Origin of the sequence: Ensifer sp. ENS08 (genome assembly GCF_014852195.1) — a bacterium.
In the GTDB taxonomy this organism is placed as follows: Bacteria; Pseudomonadota; Alphaproteobacteria; order Rhizobiales; family Rhizobiaceae; genus Ensifer; species Ensifer adhaerens.
The window spans coordinates 831,589-854,642 of record NZ_JACVBF010000002.1 but is presented as its reverse complement, the minus strand read 5'-3'; the positions used below and the strand labels follow the sequence as shown (position 1 = coordinate 854,642).

25 protein-coding genes are annotated in these 23,054 nt (G+C 62.8%); 21 read left to right on the top strand and 4 right to left on the bottom strand.

The genetic code is table 11. The annotated features are described in order from the left end of the window. The first annotated feature begins 333 nt into the window (after positions 1-333). The 7 genes from IB272_RS09785 (at position 334) to IB272_RS09755 (ending at position 6,304) form a co-directional block, all read left to right on the top strand. A complete protein-coding gene (locus IB272_RS09785) occupies positions 334-1,425 on the top strand; it encodes an ABC transporter substrate-binding protein (RefSeq protein WP_034794390.1) in 1,092 nt (363 codons plus the stop codon). Further along, positions 1,422-2,429, top strand: a complete 1,008-nt coding sequence (locus IB272_RS09780) for a P1 family peptidase (RefSeq protein ID WP_060520749.1) — start codon at positions 1,422-1,424, stop codon at positions 2,427-2,429. Before IB272_RS09785 ends, IB272_RS09780 begins: the two co-directional genes overlap by 4 nt. A gap of 76 nt (positions 2,430-2,505) precedes the next feature. Next, positions 2,506-3,183 (top strand): ribulose-phosphate 3-epimerase, encoded by a 678-nt coding sequence (gene rpe, locus IB272_RS09775; protein WP_034794395.1) that lies wholly within the window; start codon positions 2,506-2,508, stop codon positions 3,181-3,183. Next, entirely contained in the window at positions 3,180-3,923 is a 744-nt protein-coding gene (locus IB272_RS09770) for a DUF2259 domain-containing protein (protein WP_060585102.1), read from the top strand. The genes rpe and IB272_RS09770 overlap by 4 nt, the downstream gene beginning before the upstream one ends. After that, entirely contained in the window at positions 3,920-4,480 is a 561-nt protein-coding gene (locus IB272_RS09765) for a hypothetical protein (protein ID WP_060585100.1), read from the top strand. The genes IB272_RS09770 and IB272_RS09765 overlap by 4 nt, the downstream gene beginning before the upstream one ends. A gap of 63 nt (positions 4,481-4,543) precedes the next feature. Beyond that, positions 4,544-5,845 carry an adenylosuccinate lyase gene (purB, locus tag IB272_RS09760; protein WP_060585098.1) on the top strand — a complete coding sequence of 434 codons (1,302 nt, stop codon included), beginning with the start codon at positions 4,544-4,546 and terminating at the stop codon, positions 5,843-5,845. A 153-nt stretch (positions 5,846-5,998) separates the two neighbouring features. Beyond that, a complete protein-coding gene (locus IB272_RS09755) occupies positions 5,999-6,304 on the top strand; it encodes a PilZ domain-containing protein (protein WP_034794416.1) in 306 nt (101 codons plus the stop codon). Between the two features lie 96 nt (positions 6,305-6,400). Here the strand turns inward: IB272_RS09755 and IB272_RS09750 are convergent, their stop codons facing one another. Beyond that, positions 6,401-7,216, bottom strand: a complete 816-nt coding sequence (locus IB272_RS09750) for a DUF2189 domain-containing protein (protein ID WP_034794419.1) — start codon at positions 7,214-7,216, stop codon at positions 6,401-6,403. A gap of 260 nt (positions 7,217-7,476) precedes the next feature. On the opposite strand from IB272_RS09750, the gene IB272_RS09745 reads away from it, so the two are divergent. Beyond that, entirely contained in the window at positions 7,477-8,031 is a 555-nt protein-coding gene (locus tag IB272_RS09745; protein ID WP_034794640.1) for an alpha/beta hydrolase, read from the top strand. Between the two features lie 178 nt (positions 8,032-8,209). Then, positions 8,210-10,732 carry an EAL domain-containing protein gene (locus IB272_RS09740; RefSeq protein ID WP_060585096.1) on the top strand — a complete coding sequence of 841 codons (2,523 nt, stop codon included), beginning with the start codon at positions 8,210-8,212 and terminating at the stop codon, positions 10,730-10,732. 59 nt (positions 10,733-10,791) lie between these two features. On the opposite strand, the gene IB272_RS09735 is transcribed toward IB272_RS09740, so the two are convergent. Beyond that, on the bottom strand, positions 10,792-11,106 hold the full coding sequence (locus IB272_RS09735; RefSeq protein WP_034794424.1) for an ATPase inhibitor subunit zeta: 315 nt from the start codon (positions 11,104-11,106) through the stop codon (positions 10,792-10,794). 332 nt (positions 11,107-11,438) lie between these two features. Between IB272_RS09735 and purC the strand changes: the two genes are divergently transcribed. The 4 genes from purC to IB272_RS09715 all read left to right on the top strand — a co-directional run bounded on the left by purC (position 11,439) and on the right by IB272_RS09715 (position 13,766). Next, on the top strand, positions 11,439-12,203 hold the full coding sequence (gene purC, locus IB272_RS09730; protein ID WP_034794646.1) for a phosphoribosylaminoimidazolesuccinocarboxamide synthase: 765 nt from the start codon (positions 11,439-11,441) through the stop codon (positions 12,201-12,203). A 17-nt stretch (positions 12,204-12,220) separates the two neighbouring features. Continuing rightward, positions 12,221-12,463, top strand: a complete 243-nt coding sequence (gene purS, locus IB272_RS09725; RefSeq protein WP_034794427.1) for a phosphoribosylformylglycinamidine synthase subunit PurS — start codon at positions 12,221-12,223, stop codon at positions 12,461-12,463. Between the two features lie 169 nt (positions 12,464-12,632). Further along, positions 12,633-13,304 carry a phosphoribosylformylglycinamidine synthase subunit PurQ gene (gene purQ, locus IB272_RS09720; protein ID WP_060585094.1) on the top strand — a complete coding sequence of 224 codons (672 nt, stop codon included), beginning with the start codon at positions 12,633-12,635 and terminating at the stop codon, positions 13,302-13,304. Between the two features lie 54 nt (positions 13,305-13,358). Next, positions 13,359-13,766 (top strand): hypothetical protein, encoded by a 408-nt coding sequence (locus IB272_RS09715; protein ID WP_060585091.1) that lies wholly within the window; start codon positions 13,359-13,361, stop codon positions 13,764-13,766. 89 nt (positions 13,767-13,855) lie between these two features. On the opposite strand, the gene IB272_RS09710 is transcribed toward IB272_RS09715, so the two are convergent. Next, entirely contained in the window at positions 13,856-14,110 is a 255-nt protein-coding gene (locus tag IB272_RS09710; protein ID WP_192444359.1) for a DUF1127 domain-containing protein, read from the bottom strand. Between the two features lie 82 nt (positions 14,111-14,192). Here IB272_RS09710 and IB272_RS09705 point away from each other — a divergent pair, with 82 nt between their 5' ends. Continuing rightward, entirely contained in the window at positions 14,193-15,611 is a 1,419-nt protein-coding gene (locus IB272_RS09705; protein WP_060585088.1) for a PLP-dependent aminotransferase family protein, read from the top strand. Between the two features lie 92 nt (positions 15,612-15,703). Then, positions 15,704-16,285, top strand: a complete 582-nt coding sequence (locus IB272_RS09700) for an acyloxyacyl hydrolase (RefSeq protein WP_034794442.1) — start codon at positions 15,704-15,706, stop codon at positions 16,283-16,285. Between the two features lie 42 nt (positions 16,286-16,327). Here the strand turns inward: IB272_RS09700 and IB272_RS09695 are convergent, their stop codons facing one another. Next, positions 16,328-16,495, bottom strand: coding sequence for a hypothetical protein (locus tag IB272_RS09695; protein WP_156400741.1), 168 nt, complete (start codon positions 16,493-16,495; stop codon positions 16,328-16,330). Here IB272_RS09695 and purL point away from each other — a divergent pair. The 6 genes from purL (at position 16,482) to IB272_RS09665 (ending at position 22,982) form a co-directional block, all read left to right on the top strand. After that, positions 16,482-18,713, top strand: a complete 2,232-nt coding sequence (purL, locus tag IB272_RS09690; protein ID WP_113135735.1) for a phosphoribosylformylglycinamidine synthase subunit PurL — start codon at positions 16,482-16,484, stop codon at positions 18,711-18,713. The two genes, IB272_RS09695 and purL, sit on opposite strands and share 14 nt — an antisense overlap. Before the next feature lie 225 nt (positions 18,714-18,938). Then, on the top strand, positions 18,939-19,172 hold the full coding sequence (locus IB272_RS09685) for a BolA family transcriptional regulator (RefSeq protein ID WP_034794447.1): 234 nt from the start codon (positions 18,939-18,941) through the stop codon (positions 19,170-19,172). A 6-nt stretch (positions 19,173-19,178) separates the two neighbouring features. Next, a complete protein-coding gene (locus tag IB272_RS09680) occupies positions 19,179-19,424 on the top strand; it encodes a hypothetical protein (protein WP_060520740.1) in 246 nt (81 codons plus the stop codon). 131 nt (positions 19,425-19,555) lie between these two features. Then, on the top strand, positions 19,556-19,894 hold the full coding sequence (gene grxD, locus IB272_RS09675; RefSeq protein WP_034794485.1) for a Grx4 family monothiol glutaredoxin: 339 nt from the start codon (positions 19,556-19,558) through the stop codon (positions 19,892-19,894). 475 nt (positions 19,895-20,369) lie between these two features. Beyond that, positions 20,370-21,608: a multidrug effflux MFS transporter gene (locus IB272_RS09670; protein WP_060520739.1), complete on the top strand. Its 1,239-nt coding sequence runs from the start codon at positions 20,370-20,372 to the stop codon at positions 21,606-21,608. 81 nt (positions 21,609-21,689) lie between these two features. After that, positions 21,690-22,982: a multidrug effflux MFS transporter gene (locus IB272_RS09665; RefSeq protein ID WP_034794494.1), complete on the top strand. Its 1,293-nt coding sequence runs from the start codon at positions 21,690-21,692 to the stop codon at positions 22,980-22,982. Positions 22,983-23,054: the final 72 nt, after the last annotated feature.

Here is a 23,054-nt window from a genome sequence, read left to right as displayed (position 1 = left end):
CGCGATAACTGATAGGGTCCAGCCGGGTCTTCTCCAACACATCTTTCTCCGGGCGATGTCAGGCACATACATAGACGCTGGCGGAAAATATGAAACCCGCCGGAGGGAGAATCTTGCACATCTGCGACGTGGCCGTGACGCAGATTGAACCTTCTTCGCCAGGAGCGGCATCTTTTCCTTTGACGCCGGGAGGCACATCCTTAAAACATGCGGCAACGACCGTGCCTCGCGTCTGACGCGAGCGGCAACGGAACAGGAAGCTGTGGTGGCTCGCCGTAGGACTTTGCCCCGGATCGGTTCGGTCGGGAAAGCTTGCGGCGGCGGAGTAAGTGAATGCGTCGATCCATTGTCAGCAGCCTTATCCTTGCCGGACTGGTACAGGCAACGCCGGCTTTGGCGGCCGGCATCAAGGTGGCGGTCGTGGCGCCTGTGGAAGGTCCGTTCGCGCCGCTCGGCAAGCAGATTGTCGACGGCGCCGGCTTCAAGGCCGGTGATCGCGGCAGCGAGATCGTCGTCATTCCCGAGACCTGCGATACCGCCGGCAGCGAGGCACTGACCAAAGCGCTGCTTGCCGCAGGTGCGGAGGCCGCAGTCGGCTTTCTCTGCACCGAAAGCCTGGATGCGGCGCTTCCGGCACTGACCGAGGCGGGCTTGCCGGCGATCACGCTCAGCGTGCGCTCCGATATCCTGATGGAAGACGCGCTCAAGAACAAATGGCCGCTCTTCCGCCTCGCACCGAGCGGCAATGCCGAGGCTACGGCGATCGTCGATGCCATCGTCAACCGCTGGAAGGACAAGCCCATCGCGCTCGTCGACGATGGGACAATCCACAGCCGGGAACTGGTCGAGGCGGTGCGCGCAGCACTCGCCGAAATCGGCATGACGCCGGTCTTCAGCGACACCTACCGGCCGGCGCAGGAGCAGCAGATCAACCTCGTGCGGCGCCTGGTGAAAAGCGGTGCAACCCACGTCTTCACTGGCGGCGACCGGCAGGATACCGCCGTGATCGCCCGCGATGCCATTGGCGAAGGCGCGAGCCTTACCTTGCTTGGCGGCGATGCCTTGAATGCGGCCGATCTCACTGTCCCGCTTGCCGATGGCGTGCTTGCGGTAACGCTGCCGGATGCGGCGCAGTCGCCGGAGGGCAAGCCCTTTGCCGACGAAATGCGCGCCGCCGGCATCGAGCCGGAAGGCTATGTGATGCCGGCTTTCGCCGTGATGGCTTTGCTGGAGGAAGCCAAGGACCGGGCAGCACAGGACGACAAGTCGCTGATCGAAGCGATCGCCGGCAAGGGGCCCTACCCGACCGTTCTCGGCCTCACCGCCTTCAACGCTGGGCACGAGCGCGCCGACAATCCCTACCGTTTGATGCAGTGGCAAGGCGGCCATTTCGCGCCCGCGGCCGCTGAAGGAGCCGCCCCATGATGCGTCCCGGACCGCTGAACCTGATCACCGATGTCAAAGGTCTGACGGTCGGCAACGCCGAGGACCATCGCCTGAAATCGGGCGTCACCGCGATCGTCTGCGACCCGCCGGCGACGGCTGCGGTCCAGGTCCTGGGCGGTGCGCCGGGAACCCGGGAGACCGACCTGCTCGATCCGCACAATACGGTACAGACGGTCGATGCGCTCGTTCTTTCCGGCGGTTCGGCCTTCGGGCTCGATGCGGCGTCCGGTGCTCAGGCGGCGCTCAGGGAAATGGGTCGCGGCTTCGCCGTCGGCCCACACCGGATACCGATCGTACCGACGGCGATCCTCTTCGACCTCATCAACGGTGGCGACAAGGATTGGGGCCGCTTCCCGCCCTATCGCGAACTCGGCTTCGAGGCCGTCGGGCGGGCCGGCGCGACATTTTCGACCGGTTCGGCAGGCGCCGGCACAGGCGCGCTGACCGCGAGCCTGAAGGGCGGTCTCGGTTCGGCATCCACGGTTCTGCCGAACGGTATCACCATCGGCGCCCTCGTCGCCGTCAATGCGCTTGGATCCGCCACCGTCGGCAACACCGGGCATTTCTGGTCTGCGCCCTTCGAACTGGAGAGCGAGTTCGGCGGACTTGGCCTGCCCCACCCGATGCCGGCCGATGCGGCCGACATCCGCATCAAGTTCCGCGACCGCCAGGCCGCCGTCGCCAACACGACGATCGCGGTCATAGCGACGGACGCCGTGCTGACGAAGGCCGAAGCCAAGCGCCTGGCGATTGCCGCCCATGACGGCTTCGCCCGCGGGCTCTGGCCGGCGCACACGCCGCTCGACGGCGATCTGATCTTCGCGCTTGCGACCGGCGCCAGCGGCAAGACGCCTACAACAGAGGATTTCATCGATCTCGGCGCCGTTGCAGCCTCGACCATGGCGCGCGCGATCGCCCGCGGCGTCCACGACGCAACGCCGGCGGAAAACGATCTCATGCCCTGCTGGTCAGAGCGTAGCTGACGCAGCTTTGATCGCAGGCATGTTGTTTGCGAGGCTCGGCGGTGCTATTCCCGCGGAAAACACGCTGGAGTGCGCCATGACCCACCCTATCCGCATTGCCCCGTCGATCCTGGCGGCCGATTTCTCCAAGCTCGGCCAGGAGGTTCGCGATGTCGTCGATGCCGGCGCGGACTGGATCCATCTCGATGTCATGGACGGTCATTTCGTGCCGAACATCACCTTCGGCCCGGATGTCATCAAGTCTCTGCGCCGCTACACCGATGCGACGTTCGACTGCCACCTGATGATTTCGCCGGCCGACCCGTTCCTCGAAGCCTTCGCCAAGGCCGGCTGCGATATCCTGACGGTGCACGCGGAAGCCGGTCCGCACCTGCACCGCTCGCTGCAGACGGTCCGGTCGCTCGGCAAGAAGGCCGGCGTGTCGCTCAATCCGGCAACGCCAGAAAGCGCGATCGAATACGTGCTCGATCAGCTTGACCTGATCCTCGTCATGACCGTCAATCCGGGCTTCGGTGGGCAGAAGTTCATCGACGCCACCGCGGAAAAGATCCGTCGCATCAAGGCGATGATCGGCGATCGACCGATCGAGATCGAAGTCGACGGTGGCATTGCGCCTGAAACGGCAGCCATTGCCACCGGCGCCGGCGCCAATGTTCTCGTTGCCGGCTCGGCGATCTTCAAGGGCGGCTCGGTCGAGGCCTATCGCTCGGCGATCGAAGCGATCCGTGCGCCGGCCGAGAAGGCTTATCGATGACGACACGCGCGGCAATTTCCGGCCTTTGTTGCCTGGCCGCGGCCGCCGCTGCATCGCCGGCGCTTGCTGGCGACTATGCCGCGCTGCAGCCGATAGGCTTTTCCGCCGATGGCAATGTCTTTGCCTTCGAGGAATATGGCGTTCAGGACGGCTCCGGCTTTCCCTATTCGACCATCTATGTGATCGACACGCGCAATGACAGCTTCCTGCCGGGTGCACCGGTGCGCGCTGTCAGTCGCGAAGATGGCAGCCCGCTGTCGAAGGCGCGCCATGAAGCCCGCCGTCGGGCTGCGCCCCTGATCGATGCCTATCGCCTGGCCGATGCACCCGGGTTGCTCGCAGCCTTCAACCCGATCACGGAAACCAACGCCAAGCCGCACTCGCTGACCTACGATGCCTTTGCAGCCGATGAAGCGTTCCGCGAGACCTATACGGTAACGCTCGAGGAAAAAACCTTCGAGCCGGACGGCATCTGCAAAGACTTCCTGAAGGAAGCCAAGGGTTTCCGTCTGTCGATGACGATGAAGGCGGGCGCACCGGCAAGCGACATGCTTCAGGACGACAGTCGCATACCGGAAAGCCGCCGTTGCCCCACCGGCTACCAGGTGGGTGGCGCCATCACCCACCGCAACGACGACGGTTCGGAAACCCATGTGATCATGGTGCTTGTGAAGTCGCTCGGCTTTGAAGGCACGACGGACGGGCGCTGGATCGCGGTCCCGACGCGGATCGCGAAATGAACGAAGCGGCCGCCAGCGTCGAAGCGAAAGCAGGGCGTGCGGCGGTCGGTGCCCGGAAGCGGACCCGCGTTGCCCGGTCCGTGCCGAGCGTTCCGTTGCTGCTCCTTGGCGCACCCTTGTGGAGCGCGTCGATGACGCTATCGGCGTGGTTTGCGCTGTGGCTGCGGGAACGGGACGTGACCTTTCATCTGGCCGAACTTCTTTGGGTCTTCGGGGCCGGCGCTTTGCTCGCCTGGCCGCCGGCGCTGTTTCTCGCCCGCTTCGCGGCGATCGGACGCGGAATAGAAACGCGTTTCGCCGCCTATCTCTTCTTCCTTTCGCTCGGCACGATCGGGATGACGGCATTGCTCTTTGCGCTCGACTACCGCGAGTTCTATGCGCAGTGGCACGCCCCGATCGGAACCACGACCTGGCTCTTCCAGTTCGCCTTTACGACGCTGATCGCCTTCTACCAGTTTCTCGTCATGGGCCTTCGCCTCTATTTGCCGATCGGCGGTGTTATATTGCTCGCCGTCTGCCTGTGGCTGGCGAGCGATCGCCGTGCGCAACGGCGTTGAGCTTCGCGGCTATCTTTGCTAGAGGCACGACCATCCCTCCACTGACGACGAAAGCTTAAGCCCATGATCCCCCGTTACTCCCGACCGGAAATGGTGGCCATCTGGTCGCCGGAAACGAAATTCCGCATCTGGTTCGAGATCGAGGCCCACGCCTGCGATGCGCTTGCCGAAATCGGCGTGATCCCGAAGGATGCTGCGCGCACGATCTGGGAAAAAGGCGGCGCTGCCACTTTCGACGTCGCCCGCATCGACGAGATCGAGGCCGTCACCAAGCATGACGTCATTGCCTTCCTGACGCATCTCGCCGAATTCGTCGGCCCGGACAGCCGCTTCATCCACCAGGGCATGACCTCGTCCGACGTTCTGGATACCTGCTTCAACGTGCAGCTGGTCCGCGCGACCGACCTGCTGCTGGCCGACCTCGACAAGCTGCTCGAAGCGCTGAAACGCCGCGCTTTTGAACACAAGGATACTGTGACGATCGGCCGTTCGCATGGCATCCATGCCGAGCCGACCACCTTCGGCGTCAAGCTGGCGCTCGCCTATGCCGAGTTCGACCGCTGCAAGCAGCGCCTGCTGGCCGCACGCGAAGAAGTCGCCACCTGCGCGATCTCCGGCGCCGTCGGCACTTTCGCCAACATCGACCCGCGCGTTGAAGAACACGTAGCCGAGGCGCTCGGGCTGAAGCCGGAACCGGTTTCGACCCAGGTCATCCCGCGCGACCGCCATGCCATGTACTTCGCCACCCTCGGCGTCATTGCCTCGTCGATCGAGCGCCTGGCGACGGAAGTCCGTCACCTGCAGCGCACCGAAGTGCTCGAAGCGGAGGAGTATTTCTCGCCGGGCCAGAAGGGCTCGTCGGCGATGCCGCACAAGCGGAACCCGGTTCTGACCGAAAACCTCACGGGTCTCGCCCGTATGGTTCGCGCCTTCTCGATCCCGGCCATGGAAAACGTTGCGCTTTGGCATGAGCGCGACATCTCGCACTCCTCGGTCGAGCGCATGATCGGCCCGGATGCGACGGTGACGCTCGACTTCGCGCTCGCTCGTCTGACCAGCGTCATCGACAAGCTGCTCGTCTACCCCGAGAACATGATCAACAACATGAACAAGTTCCGTGGGCTCGTGCATTCGCAGCGCGTGCTGCTGGCACTGACGCAGGCCGGCGTGTCGCGTGAGGACGCCTACCGCCTCGTGCAGCGCAACGCCATGAAGGTCTGGGAACAGGGCAAGGACTTCCTCGAAGAACTGCTCGCCGACGCGGAAGTTCGCGCGGCCCTTTCCGAGGAAGATATCCGCGAAAAGTTCGATCTCGGCTATCACACCAAGCACGTCGACACGATCTTCAAGCGCGTCTTCGGCTGAGGTTCCGCGCTGAGCGGACGGCCGTAGGCCTTTGGTTTTGTTGCCATGCCCGCATTTGGAGCACCTCGCTCAAATGCGGGCATTTGCGTTAGCAGGAAATTCACGCATTGCGTGCAAAGCTCAGGGTCTGTCAATCCAGGTTCTGAGGATCACATGGCCTACAAGGACAGTGTCGAGCGGGCGACGCAGCGCACGCAAACGAAAATTACAGGTACGGTGACCGTCAAGTCCGGCTCCAGCAGCGGCATCGTCAAGGACCTTTCAGCCGAGGGCATCTGCTTTCAGCTGCTCTTCGACATCGGCGCCAAGACGGGACAGGAAGTGACGATCAGAAGCGAGGAACTCGGCTTCCTGACCGGCATGGTGCGCTGGTATCGCGGCGACAAGATCGGCATCAAGCTCAACCTGTCGTCCAACACCGCGGCGCAGATCTCATCTTACTACAAGCATTTTCGCTAGGCCGGACTTCTCGGCGACACGCCACAAGCGCCGCAGGTCGATCGACATGCGGCGCTTTTTTTATGAGCGGTTACATTCGCCTTCGGCTGTCGGCGATCAGTGTGAACGCGCGCGCGGACCGGGCTCCACCATCTTGCGATAAAGGTGCCAGGTGGCGTGTCCGAAGATCGGCATGATGACGGCGAGGCCGACGAAGACCGGGATCGAGCCGATAACCAGACCGGCGGCGATAATGAAGCCCCAGACGGCGACGGGCACCGGGTTGACGAGCGTTGCGCGAATGGAAGTCTCGACCGCCGATACGGCGCCGACGTCCCGATCGATCAGCAACGGAAACGACACGACGGATGTCGCCAGAACGATGACGGCGAAGACGAAGCCGACAGCGTTGCCGACGAGGATCAGGTTCCAGCCCTGGTCAGTACCGATGATACCGTTCCAGAAGGCTGCAATCGAATCCGGCGGTTCCGCCCCGAAGATCTGCACATAGAGCGCCTGGGCGACCAGCAGCCAGATGATGAAGACAACGAACAGCATGGCGGCGACAGCCATGATCGACGGCAGCGCCGGAGAGCGGTGCAGGCGAAGGGCGTGCGGCCAGGAGTAGTCCATGCCGAGTTCTCGCCGTCGGCTGATTTCATAAAGCCCGATCGCAGCGACTGGGCCGATCAGAGCGAAGCCGGAGACAAGAGGATAAAGCAGCGGCAGCATGTTGGCGCCCGCGCTCCAGGTGATCAGAACGACACCGGCGATCGGGTAGATCAGGCAAAGAAAGACGTAGTGCGATGGTTTCTCGCGAAAATCGTCAAAGCCCAAGCGTAAGGCGTCGAATACATCCGCGACGCCAATCTTTTTTATTCCGGGATGGGCGACACTCGCGTCCGCTCCCGACAGGACATGGAATGTTGTCATGGCTCACACTCCTCAACGAACCAGAGCGGCCACGGAACAAAGATGCGACGAACCAAGCCGCACCATCCGCGACCGTCCCTTCGATTATACAGAAAATGCGACCGCTGTCGCCTGCCGCCTCTCGCCACGTTAAGCGGCCTATTGGAACGCGAACATCGGGCTCGTCGGGCAGGCTCCCATGGGTGGCTTCGAGGCCCTGACGCACGGGTAATGCTGAAGGTCTTGACTTCCGCGCCTTTCAGCGCCACATCGCGGCCACCATGAAAGTATCCGACGCTCATATCCTCATCGTTCCAGGCTACACCAACTCCGGACCGGAGCACTGGCAGACCCGCTGGGAGCGCAAGATGTCGACCGCACGCCGCGTCGAGCAGGCGGAGTGGGCAAAGCCTGTCCGCGAGGATTGGGTGGCGCGCATGATCGAAGAGGTCAATGCGGCGGAAAAGCCTGTGGTCATCGTCGCCCATTCGCTTGGCGTCGCAACCGCCGTGCACGCCCTACCCCATTTCACCAAGCCGATCGCCGGCGCCTTCCTGGTGGCGCCTCCTGATGTTGCCAACCCGGCGATCCGTCCGAAGCATCTGATGACCTTCGGTCCTTACCCGCGCGATCCGCTTCCCTTCCCGTCGCTGATGGTCGCCAGCCGCAACGATCCGTTCGGTTCCTACGAGCATGCGGACGACATCGCCAACGCCTGGGGTTCGCTGCTCGTCGATGCCGGAGAGTCCGGCCACATCAACACCGAGTCCGGCCACGGGCCATGGCCGGAGGGAACGATGGTGTTCGCCCAGTTCTTGAGCCGGCTTAAACCCTGACGCGCCCGATCAACCTGTCGACGCCTTATTAATCCGACGTTCATTGTCCGCGGTCATCATCGCCGGCACGACGCGACTCGTCTCATGATGGTGCCGAGCGCTGTCGAACCTTGATCTGCGCCGGCATTGACCGGATCGTTCCGCTTGGTTGCCCGGCCGCAGATACTGGACATGGGAAGTGGCCGTAAACGAACGTCTCACCAAAGGTGCGCAAGGCGCACCGGCGCATCCGGATGCTCTGACGCAGGCCACCTTGGAACGGTTGCCGGCAGGCGCTGTCGTTGTCGATGCGCACGGACGGATCCTGGCCGCTAACGTCCTTGCCGGCGAAGTGTTCGGCCGCACGCTTGTACAATTGCGACACGCCTTTCTGAATGACTTCGTGGCGGAAGAGGACCGGTCGCGCGTGCCGCCGCGCGCCACATCGACGGTCGCCGAGACGATCCATTTCCTTGGTCCCGACCGCTGCGTGCCGATGCTCGTTGCCTGTTCGCCGGTACGGTTCGCGGATGAAGCCGCCTCGCTGCTGCTGATGTTGCCGGCCGATGACTTCGTCAACGAGATCGCCGGATTGCGCAACGACGAGACCCGCTGGAAATATGCCCTCGACGGCGCGCTTGAGGGTGTCTGGGATCACGACTTCGAAACCGGAGACCTGTTTTACTCGGCCACCTGGAGGCGGCTTCGTGGCCTGTCCGAAGACGCCCAGGTGGATGGTACCCTTGAAAACTGGATCCAGAACGTTCACCCCGACGATCATGCGCATGTGCGCGCCGCGATCGAGCGGCAGGATTCCGGCGAGGCGATCTTCAACACTTTCGAGTATCGAGAGCGTCACGCCGACGGTCACTGGATCTGGATCGAAAGCCGCGGCGCCTCGGTTGCCTACTGGCCGGATGGCAGGCCGAGCCGCATCATCGGGACGGATACCGACATCACCGCCCGCAAGGAGGCGGAGGCCCGGCTCGAGGAGGTCTCCCGCCGACTGAGGCTGGCGCTCGGCGTCTCGAAGATCGGCGTGTTCGACTTCAATCTCGATGCACTGCGCGACGACTGGGACGAGCGCATGTTCGAGATTTATGGTCTCGACCCCGCCGATGGCGCACCAAGCTCTGAGACCTGGGAAAACTCCCTTCACCCCGACGATCGCGATGCCGTGGTTCTCAGAACCAACGAAGGCATCGCCTCGGGTAAACCCTACAGCAATGCTTTCCGTATCGTGCGCCCGGACGGTTCCGTCCGCCACATCCGCTCCAATGCCGCGACCTATGTCGATCATCTCGGAACGCGCAAGCTCATCGGCGCCAACTGGGACGTTACCGAGGACATCGCGCTCCAGGAAGAACTGCGCCAGGCGAAAGCCTCGGCCGAAGCGCGCAACCGTGAACTCGAGCAGGCGCGGATCAGGATCGAGTACAACGCGCTGCACGATTACCTGACCGACCTGCCCAACCGTCGCTACCTGGATCAGATGCTGACGGAGAATGTCGCAGTCAACGCGATTCTGCATATCGATCTCGACCGCTTCAAGCAGATCAACGATACGCTTGGACACCAGGCCGGAGACGCGATGTTGACGCATGCAGCCGCGATCCTGCGTGCCCACGCCCGTCACGACGATTTTATCGCCCGCATCGGCGGCGACGAGTTCGTCATCCTCTGCCGCCGGGACCGCGACCTGCCTCAGCTGACCGAGCTTGCCGAGCGCATCGTCCATGCCTTCCGCCGCCCCATTCCCTATGACGGTCAGCTCTGCCGCCTGGGCGCAAGCATCGGCATCGCCTTCAAGGGGGGCGAAGACATCGACGCCAAACAGCTGCTGATGAATGCCGACATCGCCCTCTATCGGGCAAAGAGCGTCGGGCGCGATCGCGTCGAGGTGTTCTCCGAGCTCATTCAAACCCAGATCCTCAACGCCAAGCGCATCGGCGACGATATTCGCCAGGCGATCGAGGAAGGGCAGTTCACCGTCTATTACCAGCCGCAGTTCCATGCGCGCTCGCTGGAGATATCCGGCGTCGAGGCGTTGGTGCGGTGGAACCACCCGGAGCGCGGCATCCTCACCCCCTTCCATTTCCTGAAGGTGGCCGAAGAGATCAACGTCCTGCCGGCGATCGACAGGAAGGTGGTCGAGCTCGCCTATCGCGACTTTCAGTCCTGGCAAAAGGAAGGGCTCGGCGTTCCCAAGATCTCGGTCAACATGTCGTCGCCGCGGCTGCGCGACCCAGGATTGATCGCCGATCTGCGCGACATGCGGATCCCGCCGGGCATCCTTTCCTTCGAGCTGCTCGAGTCCATCTTCCTCGATGACCCGGAAGACGAAATCGCCGGGACCATTTCAGCTCTCGGCGACCTCGGCATCGAAATCGAGATTGACGATTTCGGCACCGGGCATGCCTCGATCATCGGCCTGCTCAACCTCAATCCGGCCCGGCTCAAGATCGACCGGGCGCTCGTTGGACCGATGACCGAAGGTGCCAAGCAGGCAAAGCTGGTGCGGGCGATCGTCGACATCGGCCACTCGCTCAACATCGCTGTCGTCGGCGAAGGCGTGGAGACCTGGGAGCACGCGGCGATGCTGCGGGATCTCGGCTGCGACGTGCTGCAGGGCTATGCGCTTGCGCGGCCGATGGATCGGCTGGAGCTGGAGCAGCGTTTGCGTCGCGGCTGGAAGCCGGTGTTCGGCGGTCCGGACAAATAAAAACCGCCCGGCCAGATGGACGGGCGGCGCTTCAATGAATGCGGCAACAGCCTTTCGGCTTACTTGCTCTGGAGCTGCTGGACGGCTTCGCCGAGCAGTTCGAGCATCCGCACGCGGATCTGCTCTTCGGTCTGGGCAACGCCTGCCGCGTCGAAATCCGCCTTGATCTTGCGAACGACGTCTTCATGGCCGGCTTCTTCGAAATCGGCAGCCACCACTTCGCTGGCATAGGCGTCGGCGTCGGCCTTGCCGAGCAGGCCGGCGGCCCACAGACCGAGCAGCTTGTTGCGACGCGCTTCAGCCTTGAACCTAAGCTCTTCGTCCATCGCAAACTTTGCTTCGAAGGCCTTTTCGCGATCCTGCATCGACGTCATCAATCAATCTCCCTGAGAATTCCATGTCTGAAATCAGTTTATCGCCATAAATCAAAACGCGGGTCAAACTGCAATGTGAACTTTTCCGGTTTGATGACTTTCATGTTACCCTTTGTGCGGTTCCTCAGATCGCATTTGATCAAGGATCAGGACATCGCCGCTTCGTGAGGCGGCAACAACCTTGGCGCACTTTGAGAAGGCGCGCGGCGCCCCATGCAAATCAGGGGAACGGGCAGATACGCCGATTGTGAAATCGGTTCTTTTCGGCTATGGACCCCGAGAGATGTTCCACGCGCGTCCCGAGAGCGCCAACAACTACAGAGACAAAATCCATGAATCGTCGCCGCCGTATCTACGAGGGCAAGGCCAAGATCCTCTATGAGGGTCCAGAGCCGGGCACGCTCATCCAGTTTTTCAAGGACGACGCGACCGCCTTCAACAAGAAAAAGCACGACGTCATTGACGGCAAGGGTGTGCTGAACAACCGGATTTCCGAGTACATATTCACGCACCTCAACAAGATCGGCATCCCCACGCACTTCATCCGCCGCCTCAACATGCGCGAGCAGTTGATCAAGGAAGTCGAGATCATCCCGCTTGAGATCGTCGTGCGCAACGTCGCCGCCGGCTCGCTGGCCAAGCGTCTCGGCATCGAGGAAGGCACGGTCCTTCCCCGCTCGATCATCGAGTTCTACTACAAGGCCGATGCGCTCGAAGACCCGATGGTCTCCGAAGAGCACATCACCGCGTTCGGCTGGGCAAGCCCGCAGGAACTCGACGACATCATGGCGCTCGCCATCCGCATCAACGACTTCCTCTCGGGCCTGTTCCTCGGCGTCGGCATCCAGCTCGTCGATTTCAAGATCGAGTGCGGCCGGCTGTTCGAAGGCGACATGATGCGCATCGTGCTTGCCGACGAGATCTCGCCGGACAGCTGCCGTCTCTGGGACATCGAGACGCGCGAGAAGCTCGACAAGGATCGTTTCCGCCGCGACCTCGGCGGCCTCGTCGAGGCCTACCAGGAAGTCGCCCGCCGTCTCGGCATCATGAATGAGAACGAACCCGTGCGCGGCACCGGTCCGGTTCTCGTGAAGTAACTTCGGGGAAAATCAAAGTGATAAAGGCACGTGTAACCGTGACGCTGAAGAACGGCGTTCTCGATCCGCAGGGCAAGGCAATCGAAGGTGCGCTCGGCGCACTCGGCTTCGACGGCATCGGCCAGGTTCGCCAGGGCAAGGTCTTCGACCTGCAGATCGAATCCGCAGACAAGGCCAAGGCCGAGGAAGACCTCAAGGCCATGTGCGAAAAGCTGCTCGCCAACACGGTGATCGAGAACTACAGCATCTCCTTCGCCTGATCCTGCAGGCGACGGAATCGTTCCGCGTCTTCGGGCGCGGAACCAGACGTTACGAAATGCCGGAGCAGCCGCTGGTCCCATCGGGAACGCCGCTGCCATAGTTGCAGCAGATGCCAGGCTCTTCGGAGCGCGCCATCAAGATTGATCTCGCCGTATCGGAGACAGAGATATGAAGTCAGCCGTCGTCCAGCTTCCGGGCCTCAACCGCGACCGCGACATGATCGCGGCCCTCACCAAGATCTCCGGCAAGGCGCCTGTCACCGTCTGGCAGACCGAGACCGATATTCCGGATGTCGACCTGATCGTCATTCCCGGCGGTTTCTCCTATGGCGACTACCTTCGCTGCGGTGCGATCGCTGCGCGCATGCCGGTCTTGCAGGCGATCAAGGCCAAGGCGGAAAAGGGCGTGAAGGTTCTCGGCGTCTGCAACGGCTTCCAGATCCTCGTCGAGGCCGGCCTCCTGCCCGGCGCGCTGATGCGCAATGCCTCGCTGAAATTCGTCTGCCGCGAGATCAAGCTCGAAGTTGTCAACGCCGACACCGACTTTACCCGCGCCTATTCCAAGGGCCAGGTCATCCGTTCGCCGGTCGCCCATCACGACGGCAACTACTTTGCCGATGCCGAGACGCTGAAGACGATCGAAGGCAATGGCCAGGTGGTCTTCCGTTACGCCGAAGGCACCAATCCGAACGGTTCGATGAACGATATCGCCGGCGTCATGAACGCTACGGGCAACGTTCTCGGCATGATGCCTCATCCGGAAAACCTGATCGAAGCCGCCCATGGCGGTTCCGACGGCCGCGGCCTCTTCGCGTCTGCGCTCGAAGTAATCGCCGCTTAACCATCCGGCTGTAGAAGGCATCCGACCCATCCCCATTTGCGAGCGAGACCGTCGATGCCTTCATTTGCCCCTGCACGCCTGACCGGCCTTGTCTGCACGGCCTTCGGCCTAATGCTTCTGGCCTCGTGCCAATCGCCGAAGCCGCCGGCCCCGAGCCCGAACACGGCGGCGCTGCCGACCATGGAGCGCGTGGCGCTCGGCGCCAACAGCTGCTGGTTCAAGTCGGGCGATGCGGAATTCAAGTCTTATCGCCTGGCGCCCGAGCTCAATTCCTTCTCCGGCCGTCCGCGCATCTTGATCGTGCCGCGCAAGTCGCCGGAGGCACGCCCCCTCGCCGTCGTTCAGGCCGAGGGCAATCCGGCCCGCCTGCAGGCCTTCGGGCCGCTGATGAGCGAGCCGACGGGAACGCGCATGGCCGCAGACATCAAGCGCTGGGCCGCTGGCGGACAGGGCTGCAAATAGCCCCAAGCTGAACTTGTCGAATTGATTAAAGGGCCGGTTGACCTCAAGGTTGCCGGCCCTTTGCATTTCGGACAGTCGGTCCTATCCGATTAGCGCCAGAATGGGACAGTCGATTCCTGACGCGCGTCCTTCTCCGAAACGCCGATATCCTTGAGCTGCCACTCGCTCATCTCCCCGAGCGCCAACCGGCCGCGTCGCTTCGCCGCCAGCTCGCAATAGCGGGTCCAAAGCCGCTTCAGCAGACCCTCGCGTTCGTCCGAATAGTCGCCGCCCAGTAATGTGCCGGTGCAGCCCACGGACGTCGCTTCCGGGCGGGACAAACAAATTGTATCTATTGTACTCATTGACAACCCCAATGCAGCGATTGCTATCGTTGTCTTGGTGATAATTGACATATTTTCCGCTGTAATCTAAAGAATTGTCACTATGACAAATTGGCTCCCCGACATTCAGCAGGGTCACGGTCCGCTCTACGCACGGATCGCCGATCAAATCGAATTGGCAATTGGCAACGGGGCCTTGCCCGTCGGTGCCAAATTGCCACCGCAACGCAACCTCGCCTACGATATCGGGGTGACAATCGGCACGATCGGGCGCGCCTACAATATTGTCCGCGAGCGCGGGCTTGTGAGCGGCGAAGTCGGGCGCGGCACCTATGTGCTCGACCATCCCGAAAGCCGGCCGCCGGAGCAGGCGGACCCGCTGACGACGTCCCTTGCCGGCACCCGGCCCCTGGTCGCGCCCGTTGGCAAGCTCAGGTTCGACAGCACCGCCGCGCCGGATATCGGCCAGGGAACGGTGCTGAGCGAAGTGTTGAGCGAAATCAGTCACGAGCATCACGCCGATATTGCCAGCTACGCGCGGAACTTCCCGGATCACTGGTTCGAGGCAGGCTGCCAATGGCTAGCGCGCGGAGGGTTTCGTCCTAAGCCCGAAAACATCGTGCCGACGCTCGGTGCGCATGCGGCCGTCGTTGCCGTAATCGCGGCGGTGACGGCCCCAGGCGACCGCATCGCCTTCGAGACGCTCACCTATTCGCAGGTCAGCCGCAGCGCCGGCCTGATTGGTCGCCGCACGACGCTGGTCGAATCCGACGCCTTCGGCATGATCCCCGACGACTTCGAGCGCGTCTGCGCGCAGCAGCATCCGAAGCTCGCCTTCCTGATGCCGAGCGCGCAGAACCCGACAGTGGCCGTCATGCCGCTCGCCCGCCGCCAGGCGATCGCCGATATCGCCCGCAAATACGGCGTCTGGCTGGTGGAGGATGATCTTTACGGCGCCATGACCGGCGATCAAACGCCGCTGCTCGCCGAGCTTGCGCCCGAACGTACCTTCCTCGTCGGCGGTCTTTCGAAGTCGGTTGCCGCAGGCGTTCGCGGTGGCTGGGTCGCCTGCCCTCCGCATTTCGGCCAGCGCATCCGCATCGCCCACAAGATGGTCAGCGGCGGCCTGCCGTTCATCCTGGCGGAACTCTGCGCCCGGCTGGTGCTCTCCGGCTCGGCTGCAGCCTTGCGCAGCCAGGGCATCGAGGAGGTTCGCGCCCGCGAAGCAATGGCGCGCGAGGTCTTTGAGGGTATCGAGTTCGCGTCCCATCCCTGCATTCCGTTCCTCTGGATGAAGTTGCCTGACCCCTGGCTGTCAGGAACCTTCAAGCAGGCGGCTCTTCAGGATGGCGTCCTCGTCGACGACGAGGACGAGTTCAAGGCCGGCCGTACCGATCGCGTCTTCCATCGGATCCGCATCGGCTTTTCCTCGCCACCGCAGCGCGCCGAGGTGAGAGCCGGATTCCAGACGCTGAAGCGGCTGCTCGACAGCGGCCGAGCCGGCTACGACAGTTTCGAGTGACTATCGAAATCGACGGGGTGACTTTCGCGCAAGCTTCCGCATCATACTGTTTTAGCAGTCTTGCGTAGATGATTCGCCCTCAAGGATTTCGCATGCCGCTATCGCTTCGCCCGGTTCCGTCCCGCCTGATTGCATCCCTTCTTTTCGTCACGACCACCTCCGTCATCGCCGCGCCGGCGGCGGCTCAAGATGGTGTCTTCGACGAAATGCGCTTCGGCGTGACGACATCGATCGCCAGCGGCGGCAAGCAGGAAGACGGCGTGTTTCCGTCGTTCACGCTCTACTTCGATCCGTTCAATGCGGACGGCGCCGCGGATCTCGGCGAAAAGCTGCTGCGTCCACGCGTCTATACCGGTGCTGCCGTGGCCACGTCGTCGAACGGCGTCAACCAGGCCTATGCCGGCCTGAGCTGGACCTTCGACATGACGCAACGCCTCTTCGTGGAGTTCGGCGCGGGCGGCACGGTTCACGACGGCGATCTCGACGATCCCAACGGTTCCGGTCCGCAACTCGGCTGCCGCGTCCTCTTCCGCGAATACGCCGCCGCGGGCGTGCGCCTCGACGAACACTGGAACGTCTCGGCGACCGTTGAACATGCGTCGCATGCCAATCTCTGCGACGGTCCCAACAACGGCCTGACACGCGCCGGCCTCGCCCTCGGCTACAAGTTCTGACGCAGGCCTGCGCAGTCGCGCTCAACAAAGCTTCATACGGCATCAACCGCTGTTGATCGCCCGTATTTTTCTGTCGCGCCGCGCCGCAGCATAGGTTAAAGAAGCCGCAAAGCGCCCCCTGTTTCTGTTGCGGTTCGCACGCGCCATATTCCTCATTAGTGGATTGCGCGCCGCCCGAAGGATTTGACGGTCGACGATGACGATTTCCAACACCCGCCCCATCACCCCGGACCTCATCGCATCGCACGGGCTGAAGCCTGACGAATACGAGCGCATCCTCGGCCTGATCGGGCGCGAGCCGACCTTCACCGAGCTCGGCATCTTCTCGGCCATGTGGAACGAGCACTGCTCCTACAAGTCTTCCAAGAAGTGGCTGCGCACGCTGCCGACCAAGGGGCCGCGCGTCATCCAGGGCCCGGGCGAAAACGCCGGCGTGGTCGACATCGATGACGGCGACTGCGTCGTCTTCAAGATGGAGAGCCACAACCACCCGTCCTATATCGAGCCCTACCAGGGCGCGGCAACGGGCGTCGGCGGCATCCTGCGCGACGTCTTCACCATGGGCGCCCGTCCCGTCGCAGCGATGAACGCGCTGCGCTTCGGTTCGCCCGACCACCCGAAGACCCGCCACCTCGTTTCCGGCGTCGTTGCCGGTGTCGGCGGCTACGGCAACTCCTTCGGCGTTCCGACCGTCGGCGGCGAAGTCGAGTTTGATGCCCGCTATAACGGCAACATTCTGGTCAACGCCTTTGCCGCCGGCCTCGCCAAGAGCGATGCCATCTTCTACTCCAAGGCCGAAGGCGTCGGCCTTCCGGTCGTTTATCTCGGTGCGAAGACCGGCCGCGACGGCGTCGGTGGTGCGACCATGGCGTCCGCCGAGTTCGACGAGTCGATCGAAGAGAAGCGCCCGACCGTTCAGGTCGGCGACCCCTTCACCGAAAAGTGCCTGCTCGAAGCTTGCCTCGAGCTGATGACGACCGGCGCCGTCATCGCCATCCAGGACATGGGTGCAGCCGGCCTCACCTGCTCGGCCGTCGAAATGGGCGCCAAGGGCGACCTCGGTATCGAGCTCGACCTCGACACCGTTCCGGTGCGCGAAGAGCGCATGACCGCCTATGAAATGATGCTGTCGGAAAGCCAGGAGCGCATGCTCATGGTGCTCGAACCCGCCAAGGAAGAGGTCGCCAAAGCGATCTTCGTCAAGTGGGGCCTCGATTTCGCAATCGTCGGCAAGACGACCGACGACCTGCGCTTCCGTATCCTGCACCAGGGCGAAGAGGTCGCGAACCTGCCGATCAAGGAACTGGGCGACGAAGCGCCGGAATATGATCGTCCCTGGACCCCGGCCAAGACCGCGGCACCGCTCGCAACCAACGACATTCCGGCAGCCGACGTCGCCGACGCGCTCGTCAAGCTCGTCGGTTCGGCCAACAATTCGTCGCGCCGCTGGGTCTACGAGCAGTACGACACGCTGATCCAGGGCAACTCGCTGCAGCTGCCGGGCGGCGACGCCGGTGTCGTGCGCGTCGAAGGTCATGCCTCCAAGGCGCTTGCCTTCTCCTCCGACGTGACGCCGCGCTACGTCGAAGCCGATCCTTACGAAGGCGGCAAGCAGGCGGTCGCCGAATGCTGGCGCAACCTGACGGCAACCGGATCGCTGCCGCTGGCAGCCACCGACAACCTCAACTTCGGCAATCCGGAACGCCCTGAGATCATGAGCCAGCTGGTTCATGCCATCAAGGGCATCGGAGAAGCCTGCACCGCACTCGACTTCCCGATCGTGTCGGGCAACGTCTCGCTCTACAACGAGACCAACGGCCAGGCGATCCTGCCGACCCCGACCATCGGCGGTGTCGGCCTCATCAAGGACTGGTCGAAGATGGCGCGCATCCGCTTTGCCACTGAAGGCGAAACGATCCTCGTCGCCGGCGCGCCGGCCGGTCTCGGCTCGCACATCGCCCAGTCGGTCTATATGCGCGACGTTCACGGCCGGACCGATGGCCCGGCGCCCCATGTCGATCTGGCGCATGAGCGCAAGGTTGGCGACTTCGTCCGCGGCCTGATCGTCGACGGTCTTGTAACCGCCGTGCACGATTGCTCGTCGGGCGGCCTGGCACTTGCCGTTGCCGAAATGGCGATGGCTTCGGGCATCGGCGCCTCGGTCGACGCTGTTGTCGGCCATGATCCGATCGCGACCTTCTACGGCGAAGACCAGGGTCGCTACGTCGTGACGGTTGCCGCCGGCGCGCTCGACGCGGTTGCCGCTCGTGCCAAGGCTGCCGGCGTCTCGCTCCCCGTCATCGGCAAGACCGGCGGCGACGCCGTCAAGCTTGGCGACGCCAGGGCCGTCTCGGTTGCGGATCTCCGCGCCGCCCATGAAGGCTGGTTCCCGGACTTCATGCAGGGCGACCTCGCGCCTGAAAACTGAGAGATCGATGACGGGAGCCGCACTTTCTGCGGCTCCCGTTATCCCTATTGCGTGCCTGCTTGCAGGCGCTGCCGAGGGCGATCATTTGATCGTGTCGGCGCTGGCAACTGCCCTCCCTCACCCAATTCAGCAATTGCGTTCCGCCCCTGAATCGTGGTTCCCTTGTTTCATGGACAACGTCGGCAGGCTGCTGACGTTGCAGAATAAAAAGGGAGTTGGCGTATCATGCCCATGACACCAGGCGACATCGAAGACATGATCAAGGCGGGGATTCCCGGAGCCAAGGTCACGATCCGCGATCTGGCCGGTGACGGCGACCACTATGCCGCCGAAGTCGTGGCCGAGGCGTTTCGTGGCAAAAGCCGCGTGCAGCAGCACCAGATGGTCTACAACGCACTGAAGGGCAATATGGGCGGCGTGCTGCATGCCCTGGCACTTCAGACGAGCGCGCCGGAGTAAGCTGGCGTGGCTGACCTGATCAAGGAACTCGTCAGCGGCGTCGTTGACAGCGCGCTCAAGGAAATTCTGAGGAAGACCGGCGTCAAGCGCACGACCACCAAGCGGACGAAGCGCCGGACGCGGCCGGCGGCCTCTGGCGGCGGCATCCTCGCGGATATCCTTGAAGCCGCCATCCGCAAGCCGGCGAAGAAACAGGTCAGCCGGCGGAAAACCTCGGCGGCGCGCAGCAAGACGCGGCGCCGCACGGCTTGAGTGGTATTAAAACCACATCTTGAGGCCCATCAATATTTGTTGCGATTGGGTGGTGAAAATCACCAATATGCATGCTATCTAAGACCCGATCGATATCCGGCCCTTGAAGCCGGCGCAGGAAGGAAGACAGGATGAGCGGAATTCACGAATTCATCGACAACGAAGTCAAGACGAACGATGTGGTGCTCTTCATGAAGGGTACGCCGCAGTTCCCGCAGTGTGGCTTCTCCGGTCAGGTGGTCCAGATTCTCGACTACATCGGCGTCGACTACAAGGGCATCAACGTGCTCGCCGACGCGGACCTGCGCCAGGGCATCAAGGACTATTCCAACTGGCCGACGATCCCGCAGCTCTACGTCAAGGGCGAATTCGTCGGCGGTTGCGACATCGTGCGTGAGATGTTCCAGGCCGGCGAACTTCAGTCCCACCTTTCGGAGCAGGGTATCGCCGTCAAGGGCGCTGTCGCCTAACTCAAGGACGCCTTGTCCCGATCCATCGGAGAAGGCGGGCAACCGCCTTTTTTGATTCGGACGTCTCGTCCGGATCTCGATTTTCGTTGTCTTCCCAAAGGCTTTGCGCGCTTGGTTCGCGCAATGACCGTTTGAATGTTTGTGAAAGCAGGCTTCCTTCCTGAAACGTTTCCGGCGTTCTGCAGCGAGGCCTGGGGCCGCATTTTCGGCCTGTCATGAAGCAGTCGCGATCGTTCGGCATAAGCAGCAGCGGTTCCCGCTCCGGCCTCCCGGCACGGAAATGACCCCGTCGCTGCCGATCGATGCTCCCGCCGCTTCCTGCAGGCCCGGTCCATGTGGTGCGGCTTCTCGGTCGCTCCCGCCTGACATCCCTGTGCCGACCGGCATTTAGCCAGCCGACATCCTTCTTTTTCCGGAGCGGTCCGGACCCAGACCTGTTTCGCTTGGCGCCCACCGCGCCGCTAGGACTTTTGAAATGACAAGCACGACCAACGACGATGCCCTGCCCGGCCTCACGAAATTCCAGTTCATCGCGCTGATGGCCACACTGATGGCGACGAACGCGATTTCGATCGACATCATGCTGCCGGGCCTCCAGGAAATCGGGGCCAGCCTGGGCGTGGCGTCGGAAAACGAGCGGCAATACATCATCACCGCCTACCTGCTCGGCATGGGGGTGGCGCAGCTGTTCTTCGGCCCACTGTCGGACCGGTTCGGGCGCAAGCCGCCGCTTCTGGCGGGCCTTGCCCTTTATGCCGTCTGTGCGGTGGCAATTGCCATGGTGCCGACCTTCGGCCTCATGCTCGCCCTTCGCTTCGTGCAGGGCGCGGGTGCGGCTGCTACGCGCGTCATCACCATCTCGATCGTCCGCGACGTCTATGGCGGCCGGCAGATGGCCGAGGTGATGTCGCTGGTCATGATGGTGTTCATGATCGTGCCTGTGATCGCCCCGTCGATCGGCCAGCTCATCATCAGCTTTGCCGAGTGGCATATGATCTTTGTCATCGTCGCGCTTTATGCGGTGATGAACATCGCGATCGTGCTGTCGAAGCTCGGCGAAACGCTTGATCCGGCCCACCGCCGCGCCTTCACGCCGTCGGTAATCCTCAGCGGTTTCCGCATCGTGCTGACCAACCGGTTGTCGCTGCTTTATACGCTCGCGACCTCGGTTATCCTTGGCGCGCTCTTCGGCTTCATCAACTCGGCGCAGCAGGTGCTGGTCGGCGTCTACGATCTGGGCGTGTGGTTTCCGCTTGTCTTTGCGGCTTTTGCGAGTATGATGGCAGTCGCTTCCTTTACCAACTCCCGCCTCGTCCGCCGCTTCGGCATGCGGCCGTTGTCCCATGCGGCCCTCTGCGGCTTTACGCTCGCAAGCTTCATCTGGATGTCGGCCTCGCTCTATGCGCCGCTGCCCTTCCCGGTCTTCGTGGTCCTCTATTGCGCCACGATGTTCCAGTTCGGGCTGATCGCGCCAAACTTCAACGCCATGGCCATGGAGCCGCTCGGCCATGTCGCCGGTACGGCCTCTTCGGTTCTCGGCTTCATGCAGACGATCGGCGGGAGCGTGATCGGAGCCTTCATCGGCCAGTCCTTCGACGGAACGGCCACCCCGCTTGCCACCGGCTACTTCACCGTCGCGGCCATCGGCCTCGTCTTCGTGCTCATCGCCGAACGCGGCAAGCTGTTCAAACCGCACCATCAACCGGCCGGCTGATCTCTAAAGCGCCAACTGTCGCTGTCGCGCTCTAAACCGCCGGCCAGCCTTTTCCAAAAATTGAATTTACGGGTTTTCCCAATGTCCACCATCACCAATCAATCCGAACATGTCGACGGGGTCTCGGGGGCCGAGCGCCTCAACATGGGCATCGTCGAATTCATCATCACCATCGCCGTCATGACGGCGAGCGTCGCCATCGCCATCGACAGCATGCTGCCGGCTCTGCCGGCAATCGGCCAGTCGCTGAACGTCGCCAACACCAACGACAGCCAGCTGGTGATCGGCGTCTTCTTCCTCGGCTTCGGCATCTCGCAGATCTTCTTCGGCAGCCTGTCTGATGCCTTCGGCCGCCGCAAGGTGCTGCTCGGCGGCCTCGCCTTCTTCACGGTGTCGATGTTTGCCGCCGCCCTCACCCAGAGCTTCGAGACGCTGCTGATCCTGCGCTTCATCCAGGGCATCGGTGCTGCGGCCATCCGCATCACCACCATGGCGATCGTGCGCGACTGCTTCGGCGGCCGCGAAATGGCGCGCGTCATGTCCTATGTGATGATCGTCTTCATGATCGTACCGATCGTCGCTCCGTCGATCGGCCAGCTCGTCATCCTCTATGCCAACTGGCACTGGATCTTCATCCTGATCGGCGTCATCGGCGCAATCCTCTTCGTCTGGGCCTTTTCCCGCATGAAGGAGTCCCTGCCGCGCGAAGAGCGCATGCCGCTCTCCGTCGGTGCGGTCGCGTCGGGTTTCAAGACCGTTCTCACCAACCGCATCACTTGCGGCTACATGATCGGCATGACGATGTTTACCGCCGTCATCTGCGCCTACATCGTCACGGTCCAGCAGATCTTCGGCGAGGTCTACGGCCTCGGTGACTGGCTGCCGATCGCCTTTGCAGGTACGGCCGGCGGGATTGCTGTCGCCAACTTCGCCAACGGCTTCTTCGTCCGCAGCTTCGGCATGCGCCGCATCTCGCATGTCTCGATGATCCTGTTTACGCTGATCTCGGTCGCGGGCTTCGTGATGTCGCTCTCCGGCACGCCGGCCTTCGTCGTCAGCTATCTGATGTTCTCGGTGCTCCTGATGTTCTTCGCGGTCATCGCGACGAACTTCACCGCGATCAGCCTGGAGCCGATGGGTCACCTTGCCGGCACCGCTACGGCGATCACCGGCTTCGTCTCGACGACCGGTGGCGCGCTCATCGGCGGCGCCGTCGGCCAGCTCTTCAACGGCACGCTGCAGCCGCTGTTCGGCGGCTTCGCCCTCTTCGGGGCCCTGACCATCCTGGCAACGCTCTGGGCCGAGAAGGGCAAGCTCTTCACCCATCCTGGCGACAAGGACGTCAGCATGGATCACGGCGGCGGCCATATGTAACCGGCCGCCGTAAGGCAAACAAAAAGCCCGCCCGGAGCGATCCGGGCGGGCTTTGTATTTTGGGCTGCTTCG

Bases quoted from the DNA above. Each gene is read 5' to 3' on its own strand.
- IB272_RS09780 (WP_060520749.1), top strand. From the start codon at position 1,422: ATGATGCGTCCCGGACCGCTGAACCTGATCACCGATGTCAAAGGTCTG.
- IB272_RS09765 (WP_060585100.1), top strand. From the start codon at position 3,920: ATGAACGAAGCGGCCGCCAGCGTCGAAGCGAAAGCAGGGCGTGCGGCG.
- IB272_RS09785 (WP_034794390.1), top strand. From the start codon at position 334: ATGCGTCGATCCATTGTCAGCAGCCTTATCCTTGCCGGACTGGTACAG.
- IB272_RS09735 (WP_034794424.1), bottom strand. From the start codon at position 11,106: ATGACGTCGATGCAGGATCGCGAAAAGGCCTTCGAAGCAAAGTTTGCG.
- purB (WP_060585098.1), top strand. From the start codon at position 4,544: ATGATCCCCCGTTACTCCCGACCGGAAATGGTGGCCATCTGGTCGCCG.
- IB272_RS09685 (WP_034794447.1), top strand. From the start codon at position 18,939: ATGCCCATGACACCAGGCGACATCGAAGACATGATCAAGGCGGGGATT.
- IB272_RS09665 (WP_034794494.1), top strand. From the start codon at position 21,690: ATGTCCACCATCACCAATCAATCCGAACATGTCGACGGGGTCTCGGGG.
- IB272_RS09770 (WP_060585102.1), top strand. From the start codon at position 3,180: ATGACGACACGCGCGGCAATTTCCGGCCTTTGTTGCCTGGCCGCGGCC.
- rpe (WP_034794395.1), top strand. From the start codon at position 2,506: ATGACCCACCCTATCCGCATTGCCCCGTCGATCCTGGCGGCCGATTTC.
- IB272_RS09670 (WP_060520739.1), top strand. From the start codon at position 20,370: ATGACAAGCACGACCAACGACGATGCCCTGCCCGGCCTCACGAAATTC.
- IB272_RS09700 (WP_034794442.1), top strand. From the start codon at position 15,704: ATGCCGCTATCGCTTCGCCCGGTTCCGTCCCGCCTGATTGCATCCCTT.
- IB272_RS09710 (WP_192444359.1), bottom strand. From the start codon at position 14,110: ATGAGTACAATAGATACAATTTGTTTGTCCCGCCCGGAAGCGACGTCC.
- IB272_RS09755 (WP_034794416.1), top strand. From the start codon at position 5,999: ATGGCCTACAAGGACAGTGTCGAGCGGGCGACGCAGCGCACGCAAACG.
- IB272_RS09705 (WP_060585088.1), top strand. From the start codon at position 14,193: ATGACAAATTGGCTCCCCGACATTCAGCAGGGTCACGGTCCGCTCTAC.
- purC (WP_034794646.1), top strand. From the start codon at position 11,439: ATGAATCGTCGCCGCCGTATCTACGAGGGCAAGGCCAAGATCCTCTAT.
- purL (WP_113135735.1), top strand. From the start codon at position 16,482: ATGACGATTTCCAACACCCGCCCCATCACCCCGGACCTCATCGCATCG.
- IB272_RS09745 (WP_034794640.1), top strand. From the start codon at position 7,477: ATGAAAGTATCCGACGCTCATATCCTCATCGTTCCAGGCTACACCAAC.
- purQ (WP_060585094.1), top strand. From the start codon at position 12,633: ATGAAGTCAGCCGTCGTCCAGCTTCCGGGCCTCAACCGCGACCGCGAC.
- IB272_RS09715 (WP_060585091.1), top strand. From the start codon at position 13,359: ATGCCTTCATTTGCCCCTGCACGCCTGACCGGCCTTGTCTGCACGGCC.
- IB272_RS09750 (WP_034794419.1), bottom strand. From the start codon at position 7,216: ATGACAACATTCCATGTCCTGTCGGGAGCGGACGCGAGTGTCGCCCAT.
- grxD (WP_034794485.1), top strand. From the start codon at position 19,556: ATGAGCGGAATTCACGAATTCATCGACAACGAAGTCAAGACGAACGAT.